At 34.1% G+C, this 17911-nt stretch carries 18 protein-coding genes; 5 read left to right on the forward strand and 13 right to left on the reverse strand.

Features of this window, described 5'->3' with window-relative positions; genetic code table 11:
• Positions 1 to 262: 262 nt before the first annotated feature.
• From A9G22_RS01785 to A9G22_RS01800, 4 genes are read right to left on the reverse strand one after another with little or no spacing between them, the layout of a single operon-like run.
• Complete coding sequence (locus A9G22_RS01785; protein ID WP_075508247.1) at positions 263 to 1504, reverse strand: sigma 54-interacting transcriptional regulator; 1242 nt, start codon at positions 1502 to 1504, stop codon at positions 263 to 265.
• Positions 1485 to 2528 carry a beta-N-acetylhexosaminidase gene (gene nagZ, locus A9G22_RS01790; RefSeq protein WP_065587399.1) on the reverse strand — a complete coding sequence of 348 codons (1044 nt, stop codon included), beginning with the start codon at positions 2526 to 2528 and terminating at the stop codon, positions 1485 to 1487. The genes A9G22_RS01785 and nagZ overlap by 20 nt, the downstream gene beginning before the upstream one ends.
• On the reverse strand, positions 2529 to 3158 hold the full coding sequence (locus A9G22_RS01795) for a hypothetical protein (RefSeq protein WP_065587398.1): 630 nt from the start codon (positions 3156 to 3158) through the stop codon (positions 2529 to 2531).
• Between the two features lie 7 nt (positions 3159 to 3165).
• Positions 3166 to 3513 (reverse strand): HIT domain-containing protein, encoded by a 348-nt coding sequence (locus A9G22_RS01800; RefSeq protein WP_065587397.1) that lies wholly within the window; start codon positions 3511 to 3513, stop codon positions 3166 to 3168.
• Positions 3514 to 3992: 479 nt separating this feature from the next.
• Here A9G22_RS01800 and rpsF point away from each other — a divergent pair, with 479 nt between their 5' ends.
• Genes rpsF through rplI form a run of 4 tightly spaced genes read left to right on the forward strand, consistent with a single transcriptional unit; the run spans position 3993 to position 5372 of the window.
• Entirely contained in the window at positions 3993 to 4376 is a 384-nt protein-coding gene (rpsF, locus tag A9G22_RS01805) for a 30S ribosomal protein S6 (RefSeq protein ID WP_065587396.1), read from the forward strand.
• Positions 4363 to 4668 carry a primosomal replication protein N gene (gene priB, locus A9G22_RS01810; protein ID WP_442899732.1) on the forward strand — a complete coding sequence of 102 codons (306 nt, stop codon included), beginning with the start codon at positions 4363 to 4365 and terminating at the stop codon, positions 4666 to 4668. The genes rpsF and priB overlap by 14 nt, the downstream gene beginning before the upstream one ends.
• Before the next feature lie 4 nt (positions 4669 to 4672).
• Positions 4673 to 4900, forward strand: a complete 228-nt coding sequence (gene rpsR / locus A9G22_RS01815; protein WP_025314965.1) for a 30S ribosomal protein S18 — start codon at positions 4673 to 4675, stop codon at positions 4898 to 4900.
• A gap of 22 nt (positions 4901 to 4922) precedes the next feature.
• Positions 4923 to 5372: a 50S ribosomal protein L9 gene (rplI, locus tag A9G22_RS01820; protein WP_065587394.1), complete on the forward strand. Its 450-nt coding sequence runs from the start codon at positions 4923 to 4925 to the stop codon at positions 5370 to 5372.
• A 129-nt stretch (positions 5373 to 5501) separates the two neighbouring features.
• On the opposite strand, the gene ggt is transcribed toward rplI, so the two are convergent.
• The 8 genes from ggt to A9G22_RS01860 form a co-directional block, all read right to left on the reverse strand.
• Positions 5502 to 7205 (reverse strand): gamma-glutamyltransferase, encoded by a 1704-nt coding sequence (ggt, locus tag A9G22_RS01825; RefSeq protein ID WP_082264479.1) that lies wholly within the window; start codon positions 7203 to 7205, stop codon positions 5502 to 5504.
• A 280-nt stretch (positions 7206 to 7485) separates the two neighbouring features.
• Positions 7486 to 8814, reverse strand: a complete 1329-nt coding sequence (celB, locus tag A9G22_RS01830) for a PTS cellobiose transporter subunit IIC (protein WP_065587393.1) — start codon at positions 8812 to 8814, stop codon at positions 7486 to 7488.
• Between the two features lie 14 nt (positions 8815 to 8828).
• Positions 8829 to 9314, reverse strand: coding sequence for a hypothetical protein (locus A9G22_RS01835; RefSeq protein WP_065587392.1), 486 nt, complete (start codon positions 9312 to 9314; stop codon positions 8829 to 8831).
• A gap of 15 nt (positions 9315 to 9329) precedes the next feature.
• Complete coding sequence (locus A9G22_RS01840; protein WP_065587489.1) at positions 9330 to 9668, reverse strand: PTS cellobiose transporter subunit IIA; 339 nt, start codon at positions 9666 to 9668, stop codon at positions 9330 to 9332.
• A 14-nt stretch (positions 9669 to 9682) separates the two neighbouring features.
• Positions 9683 to 11683: a BglG family transcription antiterminator gene (locus A9G22_RS01845; protein ID WP_065587391.1), complete on the reverse strand. Its 2001-nt coding sequence runs from the start codon at positions 11681 to 11683 to the stop codon at positions 9683 to 9685.
• Between the two features lie 155 nt (positions 11684 to 11838).
• On the reverse strand, positions 11839 to 12156 hold the full coding sequence (locus A9G22_RS01850; RefSeq protein ID WP_065587390.1) for a PTS cellobiose transporter subunit IIB: 318 nt from the start codon (positions 12154 to 12156) through the stop codon (positions 11839 to 11841).
• Between the two features lie 25 nt (positions 12157 to 12181).
• Positions 12182 to 13618 (reverse strand): 6-phospho-beta-glucosidase, encoded by a 1437-nt coding sequence (locus tag A9G22_RS01855; RefSeq protein ID WP_075508248.1) that lies wholly within the window; start codon positions 13616 to 13618, stop codon positions 12182 to 12184.
• Between the two features lie 688 nt (positions 13619 to 14306).
• Positions 14307 to 14534 carry a ChaB family protein gene (locus tag A9G22_RS01860; RefSeq protein ID WP_065587388.1) on the reverse strand — a complete coding sequence of 76 codons (228 nt, stop codon included), beginning with the start codon at positions 14532 to 14534 and terminating at the stop codon, positions 14307 to 14309.
• Between the two features lie 972 nt (positions 14535 to 15506).
• Between A9G22_RS01860 and A9G22_RS01865 the strand changes: the two genes are divergently transcribed.
• A complete protein-coding gene (locus tag A9G22_RS01865) occupies positions 15507 to 16529 on the forward strand; it encodes a DUF3829 domain-containing protein (RefSeq protein ID WP_075508249.1) in 1023 nt (340 codons plus the stop codon).
• A gap of 176 nt (positions 16530 to 16705) precedes the next feature.
• Here A9G22_RS01865 and acuI read toward each other — a convergent pair whose 3' ends face one another.
• A complete protein-coding gene (acuI, locus tag A9G22_RS01870; protein WP_065587386.1) occupies positions 16706 to 17701 on the reverse strand; it encodes an acrylyl-CoA reductase (NADPH) in 996 nt (331 codons plus the stop codon).
• Positions 17702 to 17911 lie beyond the last annotated feature (210 nt).

A 17911-nucleotide genomic window follows, 5' to 3' on the forward strand; every position in this document is an offset into this window, starting at 1 on the left:
TAAGCCGTAATCTAACTTAATACGTTATAATATACATAGTCTACAATGTGTATTTTTTCTTTGTGAAGTAATTTTTAATATTGTTTCACAATATAGGCAGTTAATTTTGTTTTTTTAAATATATTCATTCACTATAACCATAGTAGTTACGCAAATTACAATAAACAACAATGGGGTTTCCTACATTTTAAGAGTAAATCAAGCCTTCCACAAATAATATTCAAATTTATTAATTAGATTCGAACTTTTTTAATCTAATTTATTACCGTCCTATCCTATAATCCCTCAGCTTATTCGCAATCGCCGTGTGTGATACGCCTAGCCTTTTGGCGAGTTTTCTTGAACTTGGATATTGGTCATATAATTTTAATAAGATTTCTTTCTCAAATTGTTTAGTCATTTCATCAAGGGTTTTATTTTCAATATTGCTAACCCATGATAATTGCGATGTGGCTGAAGTTGGTAACACAATATCTTTGACAGTTAATATCGGCGAGGTTAATTGCGCTAATGCTGAATAGAGGATATTTTTTAGTTGTCTTACATTCCCAGGCCATGAATAACCTATCAAATAATCAATCACATTATGATCAATCCTTGGTGGAGTGATGCCTTGTTTATTGGCAAATTCATTGACAAAAATATGAGTAAGTAGCGCAATATCATCTTTACGCTCTTGTAAAGAAGGTAAATTAAGCGACAACACATTCAGTCTGTAGTAAAGATCTTTTCTAAATTTACCTTGTTCGACCAACTCGGCTAAATCGACCTTTGTTGCACAAATAATTCTTACATCAACATAGACTTCATTATCATCGCCCACACGGCGAAAATAACCATCATTAATAAAACGAAGTAATTTGGTTTGCATTTGAAAAGACATTTCATCAATACCATCAAGCAATACAGAACCACCATTAGCTTGCTCAAAAAAGCCTTTTTTATTCTCAATAGCACCAGGATAGGCGCCTGCTGCATGGCCATATAATTCACTTTCGACCACATCATCAGGCATGGCTGCACAGTTTAATGCTAGAAAGGTTTGATCACCGCGTGGACTATATTGATGGCAAGCATTAGCCAGTAAATCTTTACCTGTGCCAGTTTCTCCAGATATTAATAATGGTTCGCGTTGTATAGAAAAGGCTTTAGCTTGAGCAATGAGTTTTTGCATAACCAAACTTTCGGTGGCAAAAATATCAAAAGCATGCCCACCCACTACTTTGATTTTTGATAATCGTTTTTTTAGATAATCAATTGATTGTAAAATAAATAGGGTTTTAGACGATCCCATTACTCTTTGCAATAAAAAATGCTGAGAGTTTAAAACTATGATCGTATCATCTTGTTCATCTATATTGATTATATTATCAAGATTGAAGATCTTTTGATAATCAAAAGGTTGATTTAATACTAAAGCATGATTAGGCAATAATGCCTTAGCGACATGATTATACGCAACCAGATGTTGGTTATTATCAATTTCAATGATTGCTACTTGCATAATTTGCCCACTTTTCACTAAGTTTTACTAAATTATCTCGTCGATGTTGCCACTCAGAACTTTTCGTTAATTCTGAATAAGTCATTTTTGTATTGGTTAGTAAACGTTTTGCTTTATCTGATGTTACAGGATGAACCCTATCTAATGCAGTCAATTGGTCTAAAATAGCTAACGTCCCTTGTCTATTGTTACAAGCCAAAAGCAGATCACAGCCTGCGGATAATGCCGCTTGTGCTCGCTCGGCATAATTGCCCATTATTGAAGCACCTTCCATTGATAAATCATCAGAAAAGATGACACCATCAAAATGCAATTGCTCGCGAAGTACTGTTTTAAGCCAATACGATGAACCACTAGCCGGTTTATTATTAAAAGCAGGATAGATAACATGAGCAGGCATAATCGCATCGAGTTTTTTATCAGCAATAAGCTTAGCAAATATTTGCATATCATGTTCAATCAACGATTTTTTACGATCATCAATGGGCGTTTCTTTATGCGAGTCAGCAATCACATGACCATGTCCCGGAAAATGTTTACCCGTTGTTTTCATACCTGCTACATGCATACCATCAATCATAGCGGAAGCAACTTGATAAGCGATATTGGTATCTTGATGAAACGAACGTGTACCAATAGCTAAGCAGTCATGACCTAAATCTAAAACAGGTGCATAGCTAAGATCGATATCAAAGGCAATGAGTTCCATAGCAAGTACCCAGCCGGCATCAAAGGCTAATGACTTAGCTTGCTCAAGATTATTAAGGGCTGCAAACGATTGCGCAGGAGGAATCGCCGTAAATCCCTCTCTAAACCGCTGAACACGTCCACCTTCATGATCGACCGAAATTAATAAACGCTGTGAAGAAGCCGCTCGAATCTGTTTTATCAATGCCATTAATTGAGCTTGATCTTGATAATTACGACTAAATAAAATCACCCCTGCAATCAATGGATTTTTCAAAAGCACTTTATCTTCATTGGTTAATGAAGTACCTTCGACATCAATCAATAATGGTCCCATTTATTCATGTGCCTCTGAAACGTTATCTTTATTAGTATTTTGTTGTGAAGAGAAGTCTTTCGATGTCACTCTTGTTAAGATTTCTCCGCTTTGTGTTGATAGCAATTCGACTGAAAGATTAGCATCATTACTCTCAGTTGGTACTTTATATATAGTTGTAAATAGCACATATCCAGCATTGATTGATTTAGCTAACCCTATCATCTTACCACGTGACACAAACTTATCATCAGCCGAAATACCTAACGCTTGTTTAGCTTGGTTTGTTGACTGCCTATTGACAACTGTAAACATATTTTGTTTATTCATTAATTGATGTAATACGTCATCAATTTGATTTGTTACAAGATAATCACCACTACGATTTTGAATGTCACTAATTAAAATAATTTTATTGTCATTATTTGAAAGTGACACGTGTAATATTTTATTTACAAATGGTGATAATATTGTGTTCCAATCAGTTTGTTTAACGATCTGAGGCGGCGTTTCAATCACCTCTGTATCATCAGGTTCAGTGACATCAACGGACGGTTTTACTTCAACTTTTGGGGAATGACTAATAAGATGACAACCTGCTAATACACAAGTCATTGCACTAATAACAAATAGACGTTTTATCTGTTTCATATAATATTTAACCTATTAATCGACCTAAATTTTTACCACCTAATAGGTGCATATGTAGATGAAAAACTTCTTGCCCAGCATCTTTATTACAATTCATGATTAAACGATAACCACTTTCATCAATACCTTCTTGTGCTGCAATTTTGGCAGCAACAACCATCATATGCCCAAGAATGACTTCATCTTCTTCTTTAATATCATTAACAGTTGGAATAAGTTTGTTAGGAATAATTAAAATATGTGTCGGCGCTTGAGGAGAAATATCACGAAATGCCGTAACTTTGTCATCCTGAAAAACGATATCAGCAGGGATTTCTCTTCGAATAATTTTGCTAAAAATAGTTTCCTGAGCCATCAAACTTCTCCTTTTATACAAACTTCTATGCGTAAAATTGACATGTATGTACAAGCATAACATATTTTAATAGCAAAAATGTATAGAAATCGTTACATTTTAAAATACATTTTTATATAAAAAATCTTCTAGAAACGAGTTAATTTTATTTATTATTTAAATGTTTTTGATAGTTTGTAAAATAGTTAATCAATATTGAAATTCGTCAGATATCAATTTGATTTTTAATAAATTTTTTGCTTTCCATTTTAGATGTAAGATCAAACCATATCCTCTGTTAAAAACCAATATAAATACAAGAAGTTTTCTTTATAAAAACGTAATACAAACCCTCAAATAATCTTGGTATATTCGTTTGTCAAATATAATAAGTTGATATATAATGCCTCGTCGATTTCAACCGCCTATTTTCATGTTCCTTGCTTTCAATGGGTTGCGGTTGCCCCGACAGAAAGCTGATTAATCCGTAGGGAGCGATAATGCGTCATTACGAAATAGTATTTATGGTTCACCCAGATCAAAGTGAACAAGTACCGGGTATGATTGAACGTTATACTGGTACGTTAACCACTGATGGTGGTAAAATCCATCGTTTAGAAGATTGGGGTCGTCGTCAATTAGCCTATCCTATCGAAAAACTGCACAAAGCACATTATGTGTTGATGAATGTTGAAGCAACTCAAGAAGCTGTTAACGAACTTGAAGATAACTTCCGTTTCAATGATGCAGTAATTCGCAGTTTAATTATGCGCACCAAACACGCTGTAACTGAAACTTCGCCTATGTTAAAAGCTAAAGATGAACGTCGTGGTTCTGAAGAAGATTTTAACGAAGCAAATATGGACGATGATTCTAACGAATAATCGTTTAATGTTATCGGGTATTGTTAAAAAAACTCCGATACGAAAAATCAGTCCAAGTGGGATCTCACACTGTCAATTTTATCTAGAACATGTGTCTGAGCAAATTGAAGCAGAACTCACAAGGCAAGCATGGTGCATCATGCCAGTGATTGCTAGTGGACATCACGAGTTAAGTTACATAAAAAAAGGCAGCAAAGTTTCAGTTAGTGGATTTATAAGCACCCACACTAAACGTAACAAAACAAGTCAACTTGTTTTACACGCTGACCAAGTTAAACTATTAGGAGAATAGCCAAATGGCACGTTATTTCCGTCGTCGCAAATTCTGCCGTTTTACTGCAGAAGGCGTTAAAGAAATTGATTATAAAGATGTTTCTTTATTAAAAAGCTATATCACAGAAAGTGGTAAAATTGTACCAAGTCGTATTACTGGTACAAGTGCAAAATATCAACGTCAATTAGCTCGCGCTATCAAACGCGCTCGTTACTTGGCATTATTACCATACACTGATAACCATCAGTAATTAGCAACAGAGGGAACATATAATGCAAATTATTCTACTCGATAAAGTTGCTAATTTAGGCAGCTTAGGTGATCAAGTTAATGTTAAAGCGGGTTATGCGCGTAACTTTTTGATTCCACAAGGTAAAGCAGTAGCAGCGACTAAAAAGAATATCGAATTTTTTGAAGCTCGTCGTGCTGAATTAGAAGCAAAACTTGCTGAGACATTAAAAGCCGCTGAACAACGCGTTGCTGAAATTAATGCACTTGGTAAAGTCACTATCACTTCTAAAGCTGGTGATGAAGGCAAATTATTTGGTTCAATCGGTACTCGTGATATCGCAGATGCAGTTAAAGCACGCGGTATTCAAGTATCAAAAAGTGAAGTTCGCCTGCCAAATGGTGTACTGCGTACTACTGGCGAACACGAAGTGTTCTTCCAAGTACACAGCGAAGCATTTGCCAAACTTATTGTTGAAATTATTTCTGAATAATTATCACTCAATACAAATAAAAAACCCGTTAATAAAAACGGGTTTTTTATTATCTCTTTTCGGTACAATAACAGGCCAGATAAAATCATTGAGTTATTGTACATCACTATATACTATTAAAAAAATCAACTAGTTAATAATAATTGATTTACCTCTACCCCGGATATCTGACACCGCTTCGGGTTTATTGTCAGTGATTTTTATGGCTTGAATATCACCGCTAAAATCTTGCTGCTTAAACTGATACCCCATCTGTTTGAGTTGATCTTTTAAATCTTCTGGTACTTTATTTTGAAAACGCTCAATAAAGATAAGATTAGTTGGTAATAATTGATGATGATAACGCGGAGCATCTATTGCTGCTTGTAATGACATATGGTTATCAAAGACATTCGTTACTACTTGAAAGATAGAAGTAAAAATCCTTGAACCGCCCGGCGTACCAATAACCATTGCAACATCATTATTTTTAATAAATATACTTGGCGTCATAGAAGATAAAGGGCGTTTATTTGGCTCGATTGCATTAGCATCTTTGCTCACAACACCAAACTGATTAGCAACACCTGGTTTACTGCTAAAATCATCCATTTCATTATTGAGTATAATACCAGTGCCTTCTATTACAACCGCCGAACCAAACCAGCCATTGAGCGTATATGTATTAGATGCCGCATTGCCCCATTTATCCACAATAGAAAAATGCGTTGTCTGTAATTTTTCGCGATTATTGTCTAAACCAGGTTTAACTTGTTCAGTAATCGAAATGGCTTTTGGATTAACTTGCTTAGCTCTTTGCATCAAATAATTAGCATCAATTAACTGAGTAACAGGTACCCTGATAAAATCAGGATCCCCCATATATTCAGCCCGATCAGCAAAAACACGTTTTTCTATTTCTGCTAATAAGTGAACATACTGTGCTGAATTCACTTTCACATCTTTGAACTCATTTGCAAGAGCTTGTTTCATTAATAAGAGTTGAATTAAACCTACGCCACCTGAACTTGGCGGAGGGGCGGTAACAATTTGCATATCTTGCCATTTAGCAACTAAAGGATCTCGCCATTTAGCCTGATAATTAGCTAAATCATTTTCAGTAATTAAACCATCATTTTTTTCCATCTGTTGTGCGATTAATTTAGCGGTTTCACCTTTATAAAATCCATCACTACCTTGGTTTGCTATACGCGCTAATACTTTGCCAAGTTCGGGCTGTTTAAATATTTTTCCTGCTTGCATAGCACCAAAGTATTGCTTAAAGTGACCATTAGCAGGTGCAAGCTCGGCTGCTTCTTGATAACGTTTAACTAACTGTTTATCTACAGTAAACCCTTCATTGGCAAATCGAATAGCCGGTGCCATCACCTCTTTCCAAGATAATTTACCAAAACGTTGATGTACTGCCCACATACCGGCAACTGTTCCTGGCACACCCGATGCTTTGTAAGAATATAAACTCAAATTAGGGATCACATTTTTATGTTCATCAAGATACATATCTCTATCAGCTTTATTAGGGGCAATTTCTCGATAATCAATAAAATAAGGCTGACCATCCATCCAAAGGGTCATAAAGCCCCCACCACCAATATTACCCGCTTCGGGATAGGTAACAGCAAGAGCAAAAGCGGTAGCCACAGCAGCATCAGCCGCATTTCCGCCTTTTTTTAACATTTCTTGTGCAGCGATTGCACCATAATAATCAGGTGAAGCCACTGCTCCAGCCTCTAATTTTTGCGTTAAGTTTTCTACAGCAAAGGCTGGTTGACCTACCACTAAAAATACAATAAGGCAATAATACTTTATCAATTTACGTTTAAGATAGAACATATGGCATCTCCTAATAACACTATTATTTAACTCCACCACTTAACAACAACACGCATGAAACACATTAATAAAATATGTAACGATTAGCTAAATGGAATTATCAATATAACATAGAAAATTCAAATATCGATCAAATATTAATCGATTTAAATCAACACTCTTAGGCTTAATGCTTGCTTGTTCCTAACATTCAGTTTAAATAAAAAGAGCGTAATCAACTTAAATTAAAGTGTATACGCTCTTATATAAATCATGATAAATTAAGCTGTTTAAATTTAGCTTACTGACTTACCTGCTCATCTCTATACAATTTATTGTCATATAATTTGACAAAAGGAATATAAATTAGCAAAGCTAAAATAGCCGAAAGTATCGCAACTATAGCCGCTTTGTAATCACCGCCAGTACTAATAAATGCCCCTAATCCCATTGGTGATGGCCAAGGAATTAATGCGATGATTGGATGAATAAAACCCGTATTAATAGCCAAATAACCTAATGTTCCGCAAGCCATAGGTGCTAAGAAAAAAGGCAGTGCTAAATAAGGATTGTATACAATTGGCATACCAAAAATAACCGGTTCGTTGATATTAAATATTGCTGGCACTGCAGACGCTCGTCCTAAGATTTTTAGTTGGCTAGACTTTGCAAAAAACGCAATAAAGAATGTCATTAATAAGGTAGAACCTGATCCCCCTAAAATCACGAGTGAATTATTAAATTCACCAGCAAAAGGAATATGTGCTCCCGCCGTATTTTCAGTCATATTAGTTAACATAATAGGGGTAATAAATGCGCCAATAATACTCGCACCATGAATCCCAACCACCCATAATGCATGAATTAAAAATAGGATAACCATAATACCCAACCAACTTTTGGTGAGATTGGTCACAAAGGCAAATGGCACGGCAATAATATTGAAAATATCAGTGCCAAAATAAATCAAAATACCATTAAGAACGATCACGGAAAAAGCAATCACAAAGGTTGGAATCAATGCAGTAAAAGATCGCGAAACACCTAATGGAACTGTTTCAGGCATTTTCACAACCCAATTTCGTCTAACACATAAAAAATAGAGATGAGTCGCCACAATAGCCATGACTATTGCAATAAATATACCCGACGTACCTAACCGAAAGATAAATGGTTTTAAACGTAACCCATTAAAAACTAAATTACTTTGATCATTGAGTAAGGTAATAATACCATTTTGCATAATTAGTTCAGGCAGCGTCATGAAAAAAGCAAACACCGACAACATTGCACCATTAAGAGCGTTAACTTTAAGACCAGTTTCTTCCGCTTCGATTTTAGTCAGTTCATAACCAACCACAAAGTTAAAATAGAGCGCTAAAATACCGATTGTTGCCGTGTTAGCAATCATATAAAGATCACTCACTCTAAAAAAAGTATTTTCAAAAAAGCCTTCTAATCCCGTAAATGTCATTGGTAACGTGTTGAATACTAAAAACATGGAGCCAACAATAGAAAAAGGTACTGACGCCATTCCCGCCGCCATTACAGCTCGAACAATTTTGAATTGTGATATTTTCGCCATGGGCGTCATCAGATATTTCTGTAAAATAACAAATCCCGTATTCATTTTGTTTTCCTCATCTAATTAATAAATTCCTCGTAAGCTTGGATTCTTTTGAAATGCAAATCCTGATTATGTTGAATTTTATTTAACTTGCTAAGCATTAAAGTGATAATGATTAGGCTTACTGTCAGTAACACCATTAATACATGTAAAGCAACTGGTGTCTGTTTTAAAAAGGGAAAGAAAAAGTGATACAAAGGGGTATAGAGCGTAATCATTAGTGTCACAAATACTATCGCTAAGGCACGATAAAATAACCGTGCATAAGGCAATTTATTGCAGTGATTTCGATAAAGTTTAATTTGTTCCCATGTGGTGAGTATGCCTAAAACAAAAAGAGCAAACGGTAAAATCGCTACCATCGACAATGACCCCATTAAAAAAGTTGCCCAATAAAGATTTAAAAATAAAAAAAATGCGACGGTATAACGAATCGCTAAAAATCGATTAAAATAGAGATTGGTTAGGCTGATTTTTTTATGCATGGTTAGCTTTTCTGTCATTATGCGACTCCTTATTTAGCCCTTTAATGTTATTTCTAGCTCATGATATTTTTCATATAGATGTAACATTTCAATCGCCATTTCTCGAAAGCTCATGGTTGTCATTAAATGATCTTGTGCATGCACCATAATAATTTCCATCGTGATTTTGGTGCCATTTGCATAATTTTGCAGTAATTGTGTTTGTGAATGGTGTGCTTGTAAAATCTCTTTATTTGCTTCTTCAAGCAATTGATTGGCGGTAATAAAATCGGCTTGTCTCATCGCTTTAAAAGCATCGTGAATTTTAGTTTTAGCATTACCACTATATAAAATAATATTAAAAGCGATAAGTTGAATATCCTCAGAGTTCATTTCTTTATTCATTGCTATACCCCTTTTTCAATAAGTTGGATAAAAAGTTGTTTAAATTGGTCAAAATTATGTGTTTTCAATAGTTTTGCTTGCATTTTTAAATCGTCAATCAAGTTAACAATCGCTTTTGTCATCATCGCTAGAGTTGGATTTTGATAAATAGACGGTGAAATCAGAAAGATAAAGTGGACTTGTGGGTAATTATCATCCCAAAATACGCCATCAGGAATTATTGCAATGCCAATTTTAGGCAATTTTCCTACTGGCATTGCTGGATGTGGCACCACAATAGTTTGGCTAAAGAAAATATCACCTAATCGCATACGGTTTTCCATTTGTCTTATCATCTGTTGTTTATAATCGCTAGTTTCATTTAGCGCTAAAAGATCAAGTAAACAATTTAAAACTTGTTCTTTACTTTGTGGCTGTTCACATCGGTAAAAATAATCAGCGGATAAATCATCTACCATTTGCAAAGCATCAATAACATGATCTAAACAGCTTGACGTTATTGTTTGTTCTTTATTTGCCGAAATAAGCATATTAGGTGACAAAAGATGACGGCGAATTTTTTGTACATCATCTTCGGTAAAAAATACTGATACATGAAAAACCGGAACTTTAAATACTTTTGATGAGAGATCCACTGACGAGATAATAAAATCAATCTTGTCTAATATCTTTGGCTCAATTTCATAATAGCCTTGCGTGGCAACAATTTTGATTCTTTCATTAAATTCACATTCAACGCGATTTTTTAGTAGCTGAGCACTTCCAAGACCTGTTGCACAAATAATTAATACCTTGGCTTTTTGTTCATTTTTCTGTTTTTCAATCGAAGCTAAAAAATGCAAAGTCAAATAGCCCCATTCATCGTCATGAATAGTAAATTTTTTAAGCTCAGGAAGCTGGTTAAGGTAATTTTTAACTAACTCAAACAATTTTGGAGAATTGGCTTTAATTTCATTAAGCAATGGATTTTTCAGTTTAATATGTTGCTTTAAGCGAACCATCATCGGTTTTAAGTGCTGGATAATGCCGTTTTTCAATTGCTCATCATTTAAGAATAAATATCCTGCCTCATGTTCTATTTTGATGAGTAAATTAGTCAAAGATGAGTATAATTCAGCATCAAAATCATTTTGACAAAAATTTGATTTACTCATTAAATGTAAAGTTAAATACAATTGTTCTTCTTTTGGAAAACAAAAACCTGTCACCTTTTCAATTCTATTGATAATTTTTTTAGCGACTTGATATTCCAAAGTATTTTTGGTCGATTGTGACATATCAAGATTTTGAATAGAAAGCCCTGACTGTAAGCGTTTAATGCTTAATGACAGATGTAACACAATATTTTGCATCATCACATCGGATAATTTTATTTTTGCCTCACGACATTCATCTAAAATAATAATGGTTAACGAATCAAAACTAATGACATCACTAAACTTGTTTAAATAAGTTAGATGCTGCAAAAGATTAATCGATCCTTCATGGAAAAAATAACTCAAAATGAAATGTCGTTTTGCTTTTTCCTCGCCTTCAACATAAAATAAGGATTGGCTTTTTTTAACAGTAAGGCCATACGGTTTGAGTTGGTGTTTAATTTCTAAAATATCTTTATTGAGTTGGGAAGAACTAATAAATAATCGCTCTGATAATACCTCTAGATCAATTTTTTGACATTCTAACAATAACAAATTAAGAATATGGTGTTTTCTTTGACATGCTTCTCGACAATTCGCTTGTTCTTCATTGCGATCTAATAGATGATGTTCAATTAAAAATAAGTTGAAAGCGGTTCTGTTTTTAATTTGCAGTTGGTAGCCATAACCTTGTTTACTAACAATACATCCACCATGACTTTCAATCAATGGTTTCAAATCATTAAGGTAAGTGCGAACTGTGCGATCTGATAATGATAGCTCAGTTGCTAACCACGCACTACTTTTGAATAGATTTTTAGAACTAACTAATAAACTAATAAGGTCACGTTGTTTATTTTTAATCACAATTATCCATTCCTGTGCCAACTAAAACCATATTGTTAATAATATAGTGACGGCTTTTACTAGTTAGATCGTCACGCCACATATCCTGCAAGATAATAAGGCGATGCCATTTGGCAAACGCCAAAACTTATCTCTAAAACAAAATTTCATTAACATTATTGGATATTATCTTCAATTAACTTGGCTAATTGTTCGATGCCCGATTGAATGGGTATATAGGCCTGAAAAGGAATACTCACGACAGGTTTACTCTCTTCATCGCCCAAACTTTTCAATTTATCAAACATCATCATCGTTTGCGGACTAATCAAAAAGAGTGAAAAATCACCACTTTTAATCATATTTGCCCCTTCAGTTGCTGATACTGCATCAACCGAAATCACTTTATCTTTGCTAGCAAAATATTCGGTCACTTTTTTAGCCATTAATGATGATGACATGCCTGCGGCACAAATTATTAATGCTTTTTTCATAGATTCTCCTATAAGTAATTATGCTTTATAAGACTTCACCATTAGACTCAATGACTTTTTTAAACCATGCAAATGAGGCTTTGCGACTACGTTTTAGTGTGCCGTTGCCTTTATTGTCTTTATCAACATAGATAAATCCATAACGTTTTTCCATTTCGCCTGTACCTGCTGAAACAAGATCAATACATCCCCAAGGGGTATATCCCATCAAATCGACACCATCTTCTTCAACAGCTAGCTTCATTTGTTTTATGTGATCACGTAAATATTCAATACGATACAAATCTTGCACCGAACCATCGACTTCTACTTTGTCATAAGCACCAAAACCGTTTTCTACAATAAATAGTGGAAGCCTATACATATCAGTCAACCAATTTAACGTATAACGTAAGCCCTCGGGATCAATTTGCCATCCCCAATCAGATACCTTGACATATTGATTACCAATTAGATCGGTTTTTTCGTTATATTCATAGCTTTCATTATCTTCCTTTTTCCTAATTGCATTGGACATGTAATAGCTAAAGCCAATGTAATCAACGCTGCCATTTTTCAAGATCTCAAGATCTTGATTGGTGATATCAAGTTGAAAATCTTTACGTTGCCAATATTTTTTAATGTGGTTTGGATACACGCCATGAACATGCACATCAGCAAAAAAGTATTTACGCTCCATCGCCTTTTGTGCCATTAAAATATCACCGGGTTTACTGGTCTCTGGGTAGATGGGTATCATAGCTAGCATACAACCTATTTCAAAATCAGGGTTAATAGCATGACCAATTTGCACCGCTTTAGCACTGGCAACTAATTCATAATGTGCTGCTTGATACATGATTTGCTCTCGATTATCGCCCGCTTTATAGTAAATCCCTGAATTAGTAAATGGTGCAAAATCTTCATTAAAGTTAGCTTGATTGTTGATTTCGTTGAAAGTCATCCAATATTTAACTTTATTTTTATAACGATCAAAACAGACTTCGGCAAAACGCACAAAAAAATCAATTAATTTACGATTACGAAATCCACCATACTCAGTAACAAGATAATAAGGCAATTCAAAATGAGAAAGTGTGACAACCGGCTCAATATTATATTTTAAGCATTCATCAAAAAGATCGTCATAAAATTTTAACCCTTCTTCATTCGGTGCAAGTTCATCTCCTTTTGGAAAAATACGCGTCCACGCAATAGAGGTTCTAAAACATTTAAAACCCATTTCGGCAAAGAGTTTAATATCATCTTTATAGTGATGATAAAAATCAATGGCATCGTGATTTGGATAATATTCACCTTCAATTACACCTTCAGTAATTTTTCTATAACTTTTAGGTGAGCCCACCGTCATCACATCAGCGACACTCACTCCTTTACCACCAACTTGCCAAGCCCCTTCTAATTGATGAGCTGCAACAGCACCCCCCCACAAAAAATCTTTTGGTAAACCTTTATTTTTCATAATTAAGTACCTGTGTTTATTGATAATTCAAATTTAGTATAAAAGGAAAAAAATAGAATTACTAACCAACTTTTTCCGTATTGATCAGGAAAAATATAAGTATATTTTGGAGGAAAGTTATGAATTAATGTTAGTAAAGTGAGTAATTTTTTTCGATATTTAGAACTTTATCAACATACACGATAAATATCTAAAAAATAATTTTAATTTTTAAATAGTTAAAGAAAATTTTAAATAAACTCTTCAAGCCCATCGGCATATTTTGAGGGCACAAACTCGATAATATAATATTGAGCAATTTAATGAATATAAAATGTCACTTTCTGCATGATTAAACTTGCTTTTCCTTACTTTCTACTCGGCAAAGAATCACACCGCCTGTGCGAGAACTTTACGATCTGATGATATAAAATGTCCCAATTTATAGTTAATTTCAAGATAATTAATATGTTGCTGTAAATAACGTTCTACTTCGCTAATAGGTTTAAGGTAATTGAGAGAAAAAATAAACAGAGTTTATATCCAACTAGGATTAAAAAGCAAACCAATATAATAAATCCGTTTTTACTTGTGATAGAAATAATCTAATCCTAATTTATTTTATTCTCACAAAAGTAATTATTAGTAAAAAATTAGGATGATATAAATTATTTCTATCGAATTATTATTTAACTGTTATGCCTAATGATTATTTACGTTGCCATTTACCATCTTCACCCTTGTGGTAAACCTTTTCGACCGCTGACCAAGCCACTTTAAAAGCAATCGTTTCGGGATCACTATTATCACGCCGCTTATGCGGATTTTGATATTCCTTAATCGCACTATTGAATGCTTCTTTAAAAATATCTTGCGCATGTTCAGGCAAGACATGGCGTACTGAATCAGGTAAATCTTCACGTGTTTTATATGGCATATCACATTCCCTCATAAATTAATCTTAGATGACTGAAAATTTAAAATGGTAATGATAAAAATAGCATTCCAACGAATGTATTCCCATTTATAAAATAATACAAGTGCTAATTTCATTTAAGAACCCGCCGATGTGATCTAACGAGTCAGAATTCCTCGCGTTGTTGATAGTAATTTCAGAAATGTCAGTAATACATACACCTAACGCTGTATTTGAGACAAGCGTTATAGCGCCGATATCATAAAAAAATCACCGTCATTGATTGGATAAACATTTTATGGTCAGTCATTCAACCATTTATAGTGTGCTTAAGAAAGCCGATTGAAGATAAATTAAAACAGCAAGCTAAATTTTTGTAAAAAATATTCAGGATTCTATACCGTTTCGTGATTAATTAACACTTCGCAATATCCTATTTGTTAAAAAGTGTAATAATCATCGTATCAATCAAATACTCACAAAACCTGCCAGTTAACAAATAAATGATCAAGGTGAAAAGATACATACTTTAATGGCGATGTCGCATAATTAGCAAATAATTTTTAATTAAAAAGAGAAAAAACAAAATTTTAATCGATTTCCAGCAAAACACCTTATGAGTTTTTAACGGATTATTTTAATCATGAAGTGTAAACAACTCGGCATTTTCCTACAGGTTATAAAATAAGACTTTTTATCTAGATGGTGTTCCAATAAATGCTATGTAACTGAGCGTTTATCATAACTTACCATCACACTATCCACGCCTGCTAGTGTGATGCCTTATAAAATAAACGGCGTTTTAAGTAAGAATGCCAGAGTTATTACAAATAATTGAGCATAAAGATCGAAATTCATCGTTTCAACTTCATATTTTATTAGAAATAATCGTTAAAAGATAATAAAGTATTAGCGTAATGAATCTATAATGCCAAAATTAAGGAAATAAATAATGAAAAAAAATTTTTAACCGTATTGATTGCTGGATTTTTGATGATTGGCTGTGATGACAAACCAACCGAAAACAAAACGCAACAACCCTCAGCTGCTTCAGAAGTTAAATCTTCTGAGTCTAAAACAACTGATGATGTTTCACAACAATTCGCCCTGAAAGCACGTAAAGGTAATATATGGCTAGACGTTTTTAATACTAATGTTTCCCAAGCTGCAGAAGAATTAAGAGGACGAGGCAATATGACTTCTTCTCTTTATCATCTTGATGACAAAGTCGGGAGATTTTTAAAAAGCGTCAGTGATAAAAACGGTAAAATTGATGTCAATTATGTGAAAAAAAATCCAACGAAACTATTTATCGGTTATCACCCAACACCAGAAGTTCTTGATGAATATAAACAATTGATTACTGAGTTATTAGCATTTAAACCAGAGTTACCCGAACTTGATGCCGCAGGCAAAGCATTAAGTGATAAATACATTGAAATAGGATTAGCTTATGACCAGATAGCTAAATATTATTTAGATAATGAGTACAAATTGGATGACTTTGCCAAATTACCTGAACTGTTAAATAATCTTGACACGCTTTATAACCAATATGTTGAAGCAAAAAGTGTTGCTTCAGCGACTTATGATAAATTATACAAAGAAATCCACGCATTTCAAAAATCAGAAATAAAAAACAAAGGGTTAACACTTAACTATAATTGCATTGAAATCATGGATTTATCTGAAGATATTGTCACATTAATCAATAAAAGCTTTACCGAAAACAATCAGTTTAAAAATCTCGATAAAGCTGCCCTTGAACAAAAAATTCAACAAATAGAATCCATAGCCAATGAATTAATGACGAATAAAGGCAAGACTAAATTGATTAAACAACAAGGTTTAAACGATATGTATTATGACCGTTTTGTCGATCGTTTACCTAGATTGATTAATCAAATGAAAATAGTTTTAAAAAATTTACAGGCTAACACTGTGGAAAGAGAAGTTGAATTTTTGAATGGGGAACTTGAAAGTGTAATTGACGGCTATAATCAAATAATCAATTAAAAATAGATAAAAACCGTTTCATTGCGAACATTTCAGTCATTATCAATGACAATAAATAGTGTTATAAATAAAAGCGGTGTAAAGATTACACCGCTGTTTTTTTAACTTTATAGTAAATGAGCAGACAAGTGATTAAAAGTAATTATCAAAATACCACTGTTTAGTCAAACCTAGATTCATTTGTTTACATCAACAACAAAACGCCCTTTTATTTTCCCTGCGATCATTTTATTTGCCACTTCAACACACTCGTTTAATGTGATTGTCCTGCCGACATAAGATAAGATTTCTTCATCCAGATGATGCGCTAATAAATTCCATGCCGCTATGCGTTTATCATAACTTGCCATGACACTATCTATCCCAGCCAAAGTTACGCCACGTAAAATAAATGGTGCCACGGTTGCCGGTAAGTCCATACCTTGGGTAAGCCCGCAACAAGCAACAATGCCACCATATTGAGTCTGTGCACAAGCATTTGCTAAAGTGTGCGAACCAACCACATCGACAACGGCTGACCATTGTTCTTTTTGTAATGGTTTACCGGTTTCTTTTAAAGTTTGGCTATCAATAACATTAACTGCACCAAGTTTTTGTAGATAATATGCTTCATCAATTTTACTGGTTGATGCCGTGACTTGGTAACCTAATTTAGCCAGTAAACTGATAGCAATCGATCCCACTCCACCACTTGCCCCAGTCACTAGTACTATGCCATCGTGTGGTTTTACGCCAAAATCGACAATTCGCTCAATACATAACGCAGCTGTATAACCTGCCGTGCCAATAGTCATTGCTTGATGGGCGGTAAATTTGTTGGGTAAAGGTATTAGCCATTCAGATTTTAAATAAGCATATTGCGCCAAGCCCCCCCAATGCGTTTCGCCACAGCCCCAACCGTTTAAAATTACTTGTTCGCCTTTTTGGTAACGATCGCTAGCACATTCTACCACACAGCCAACACCATCAATCCCCGGCACCATAGGCCATTTCCTAACTACAGGGCTTTTATTGGTTATGGCTAATGCATCTTTATAGTTAATACTTGAATACGCCACTTGGATTAATGTATCACCTTGTTGTGCTAATAATTGTTGTTTATTAACGTTTTTTAATGAACAGGTAACCCCCGTCGCTTCTTCTTTTTCTAGAATAATGGCATTGAATGACATAATGTCTCCTTATAGCTTAAGGTACTCAAGTAAAGTCAGTATTTACCTTAAACAAGGTTCCAATAATAAGTAGTCATTCAAGAAAAAGCAACGCAATATGTTATATATGAAAAATTAATAATATATGATCAAAAAAAGAGAAAGGACTAGTCACCTATAAATTATTTAATAAAACTGAGCAGATAATCACAAAAATCACATGCTCAGTTT

It is taken from the genome of Gilliamella sp. App2-1 (genome assembly GCF_001690255.1).
Classification (GTDB): Bacteria; Pseudomonadota; Gammaproteobacteria; order Enterobacterales; family Orbaceae; genus Gilliamella; species Gilliamella apicola_G.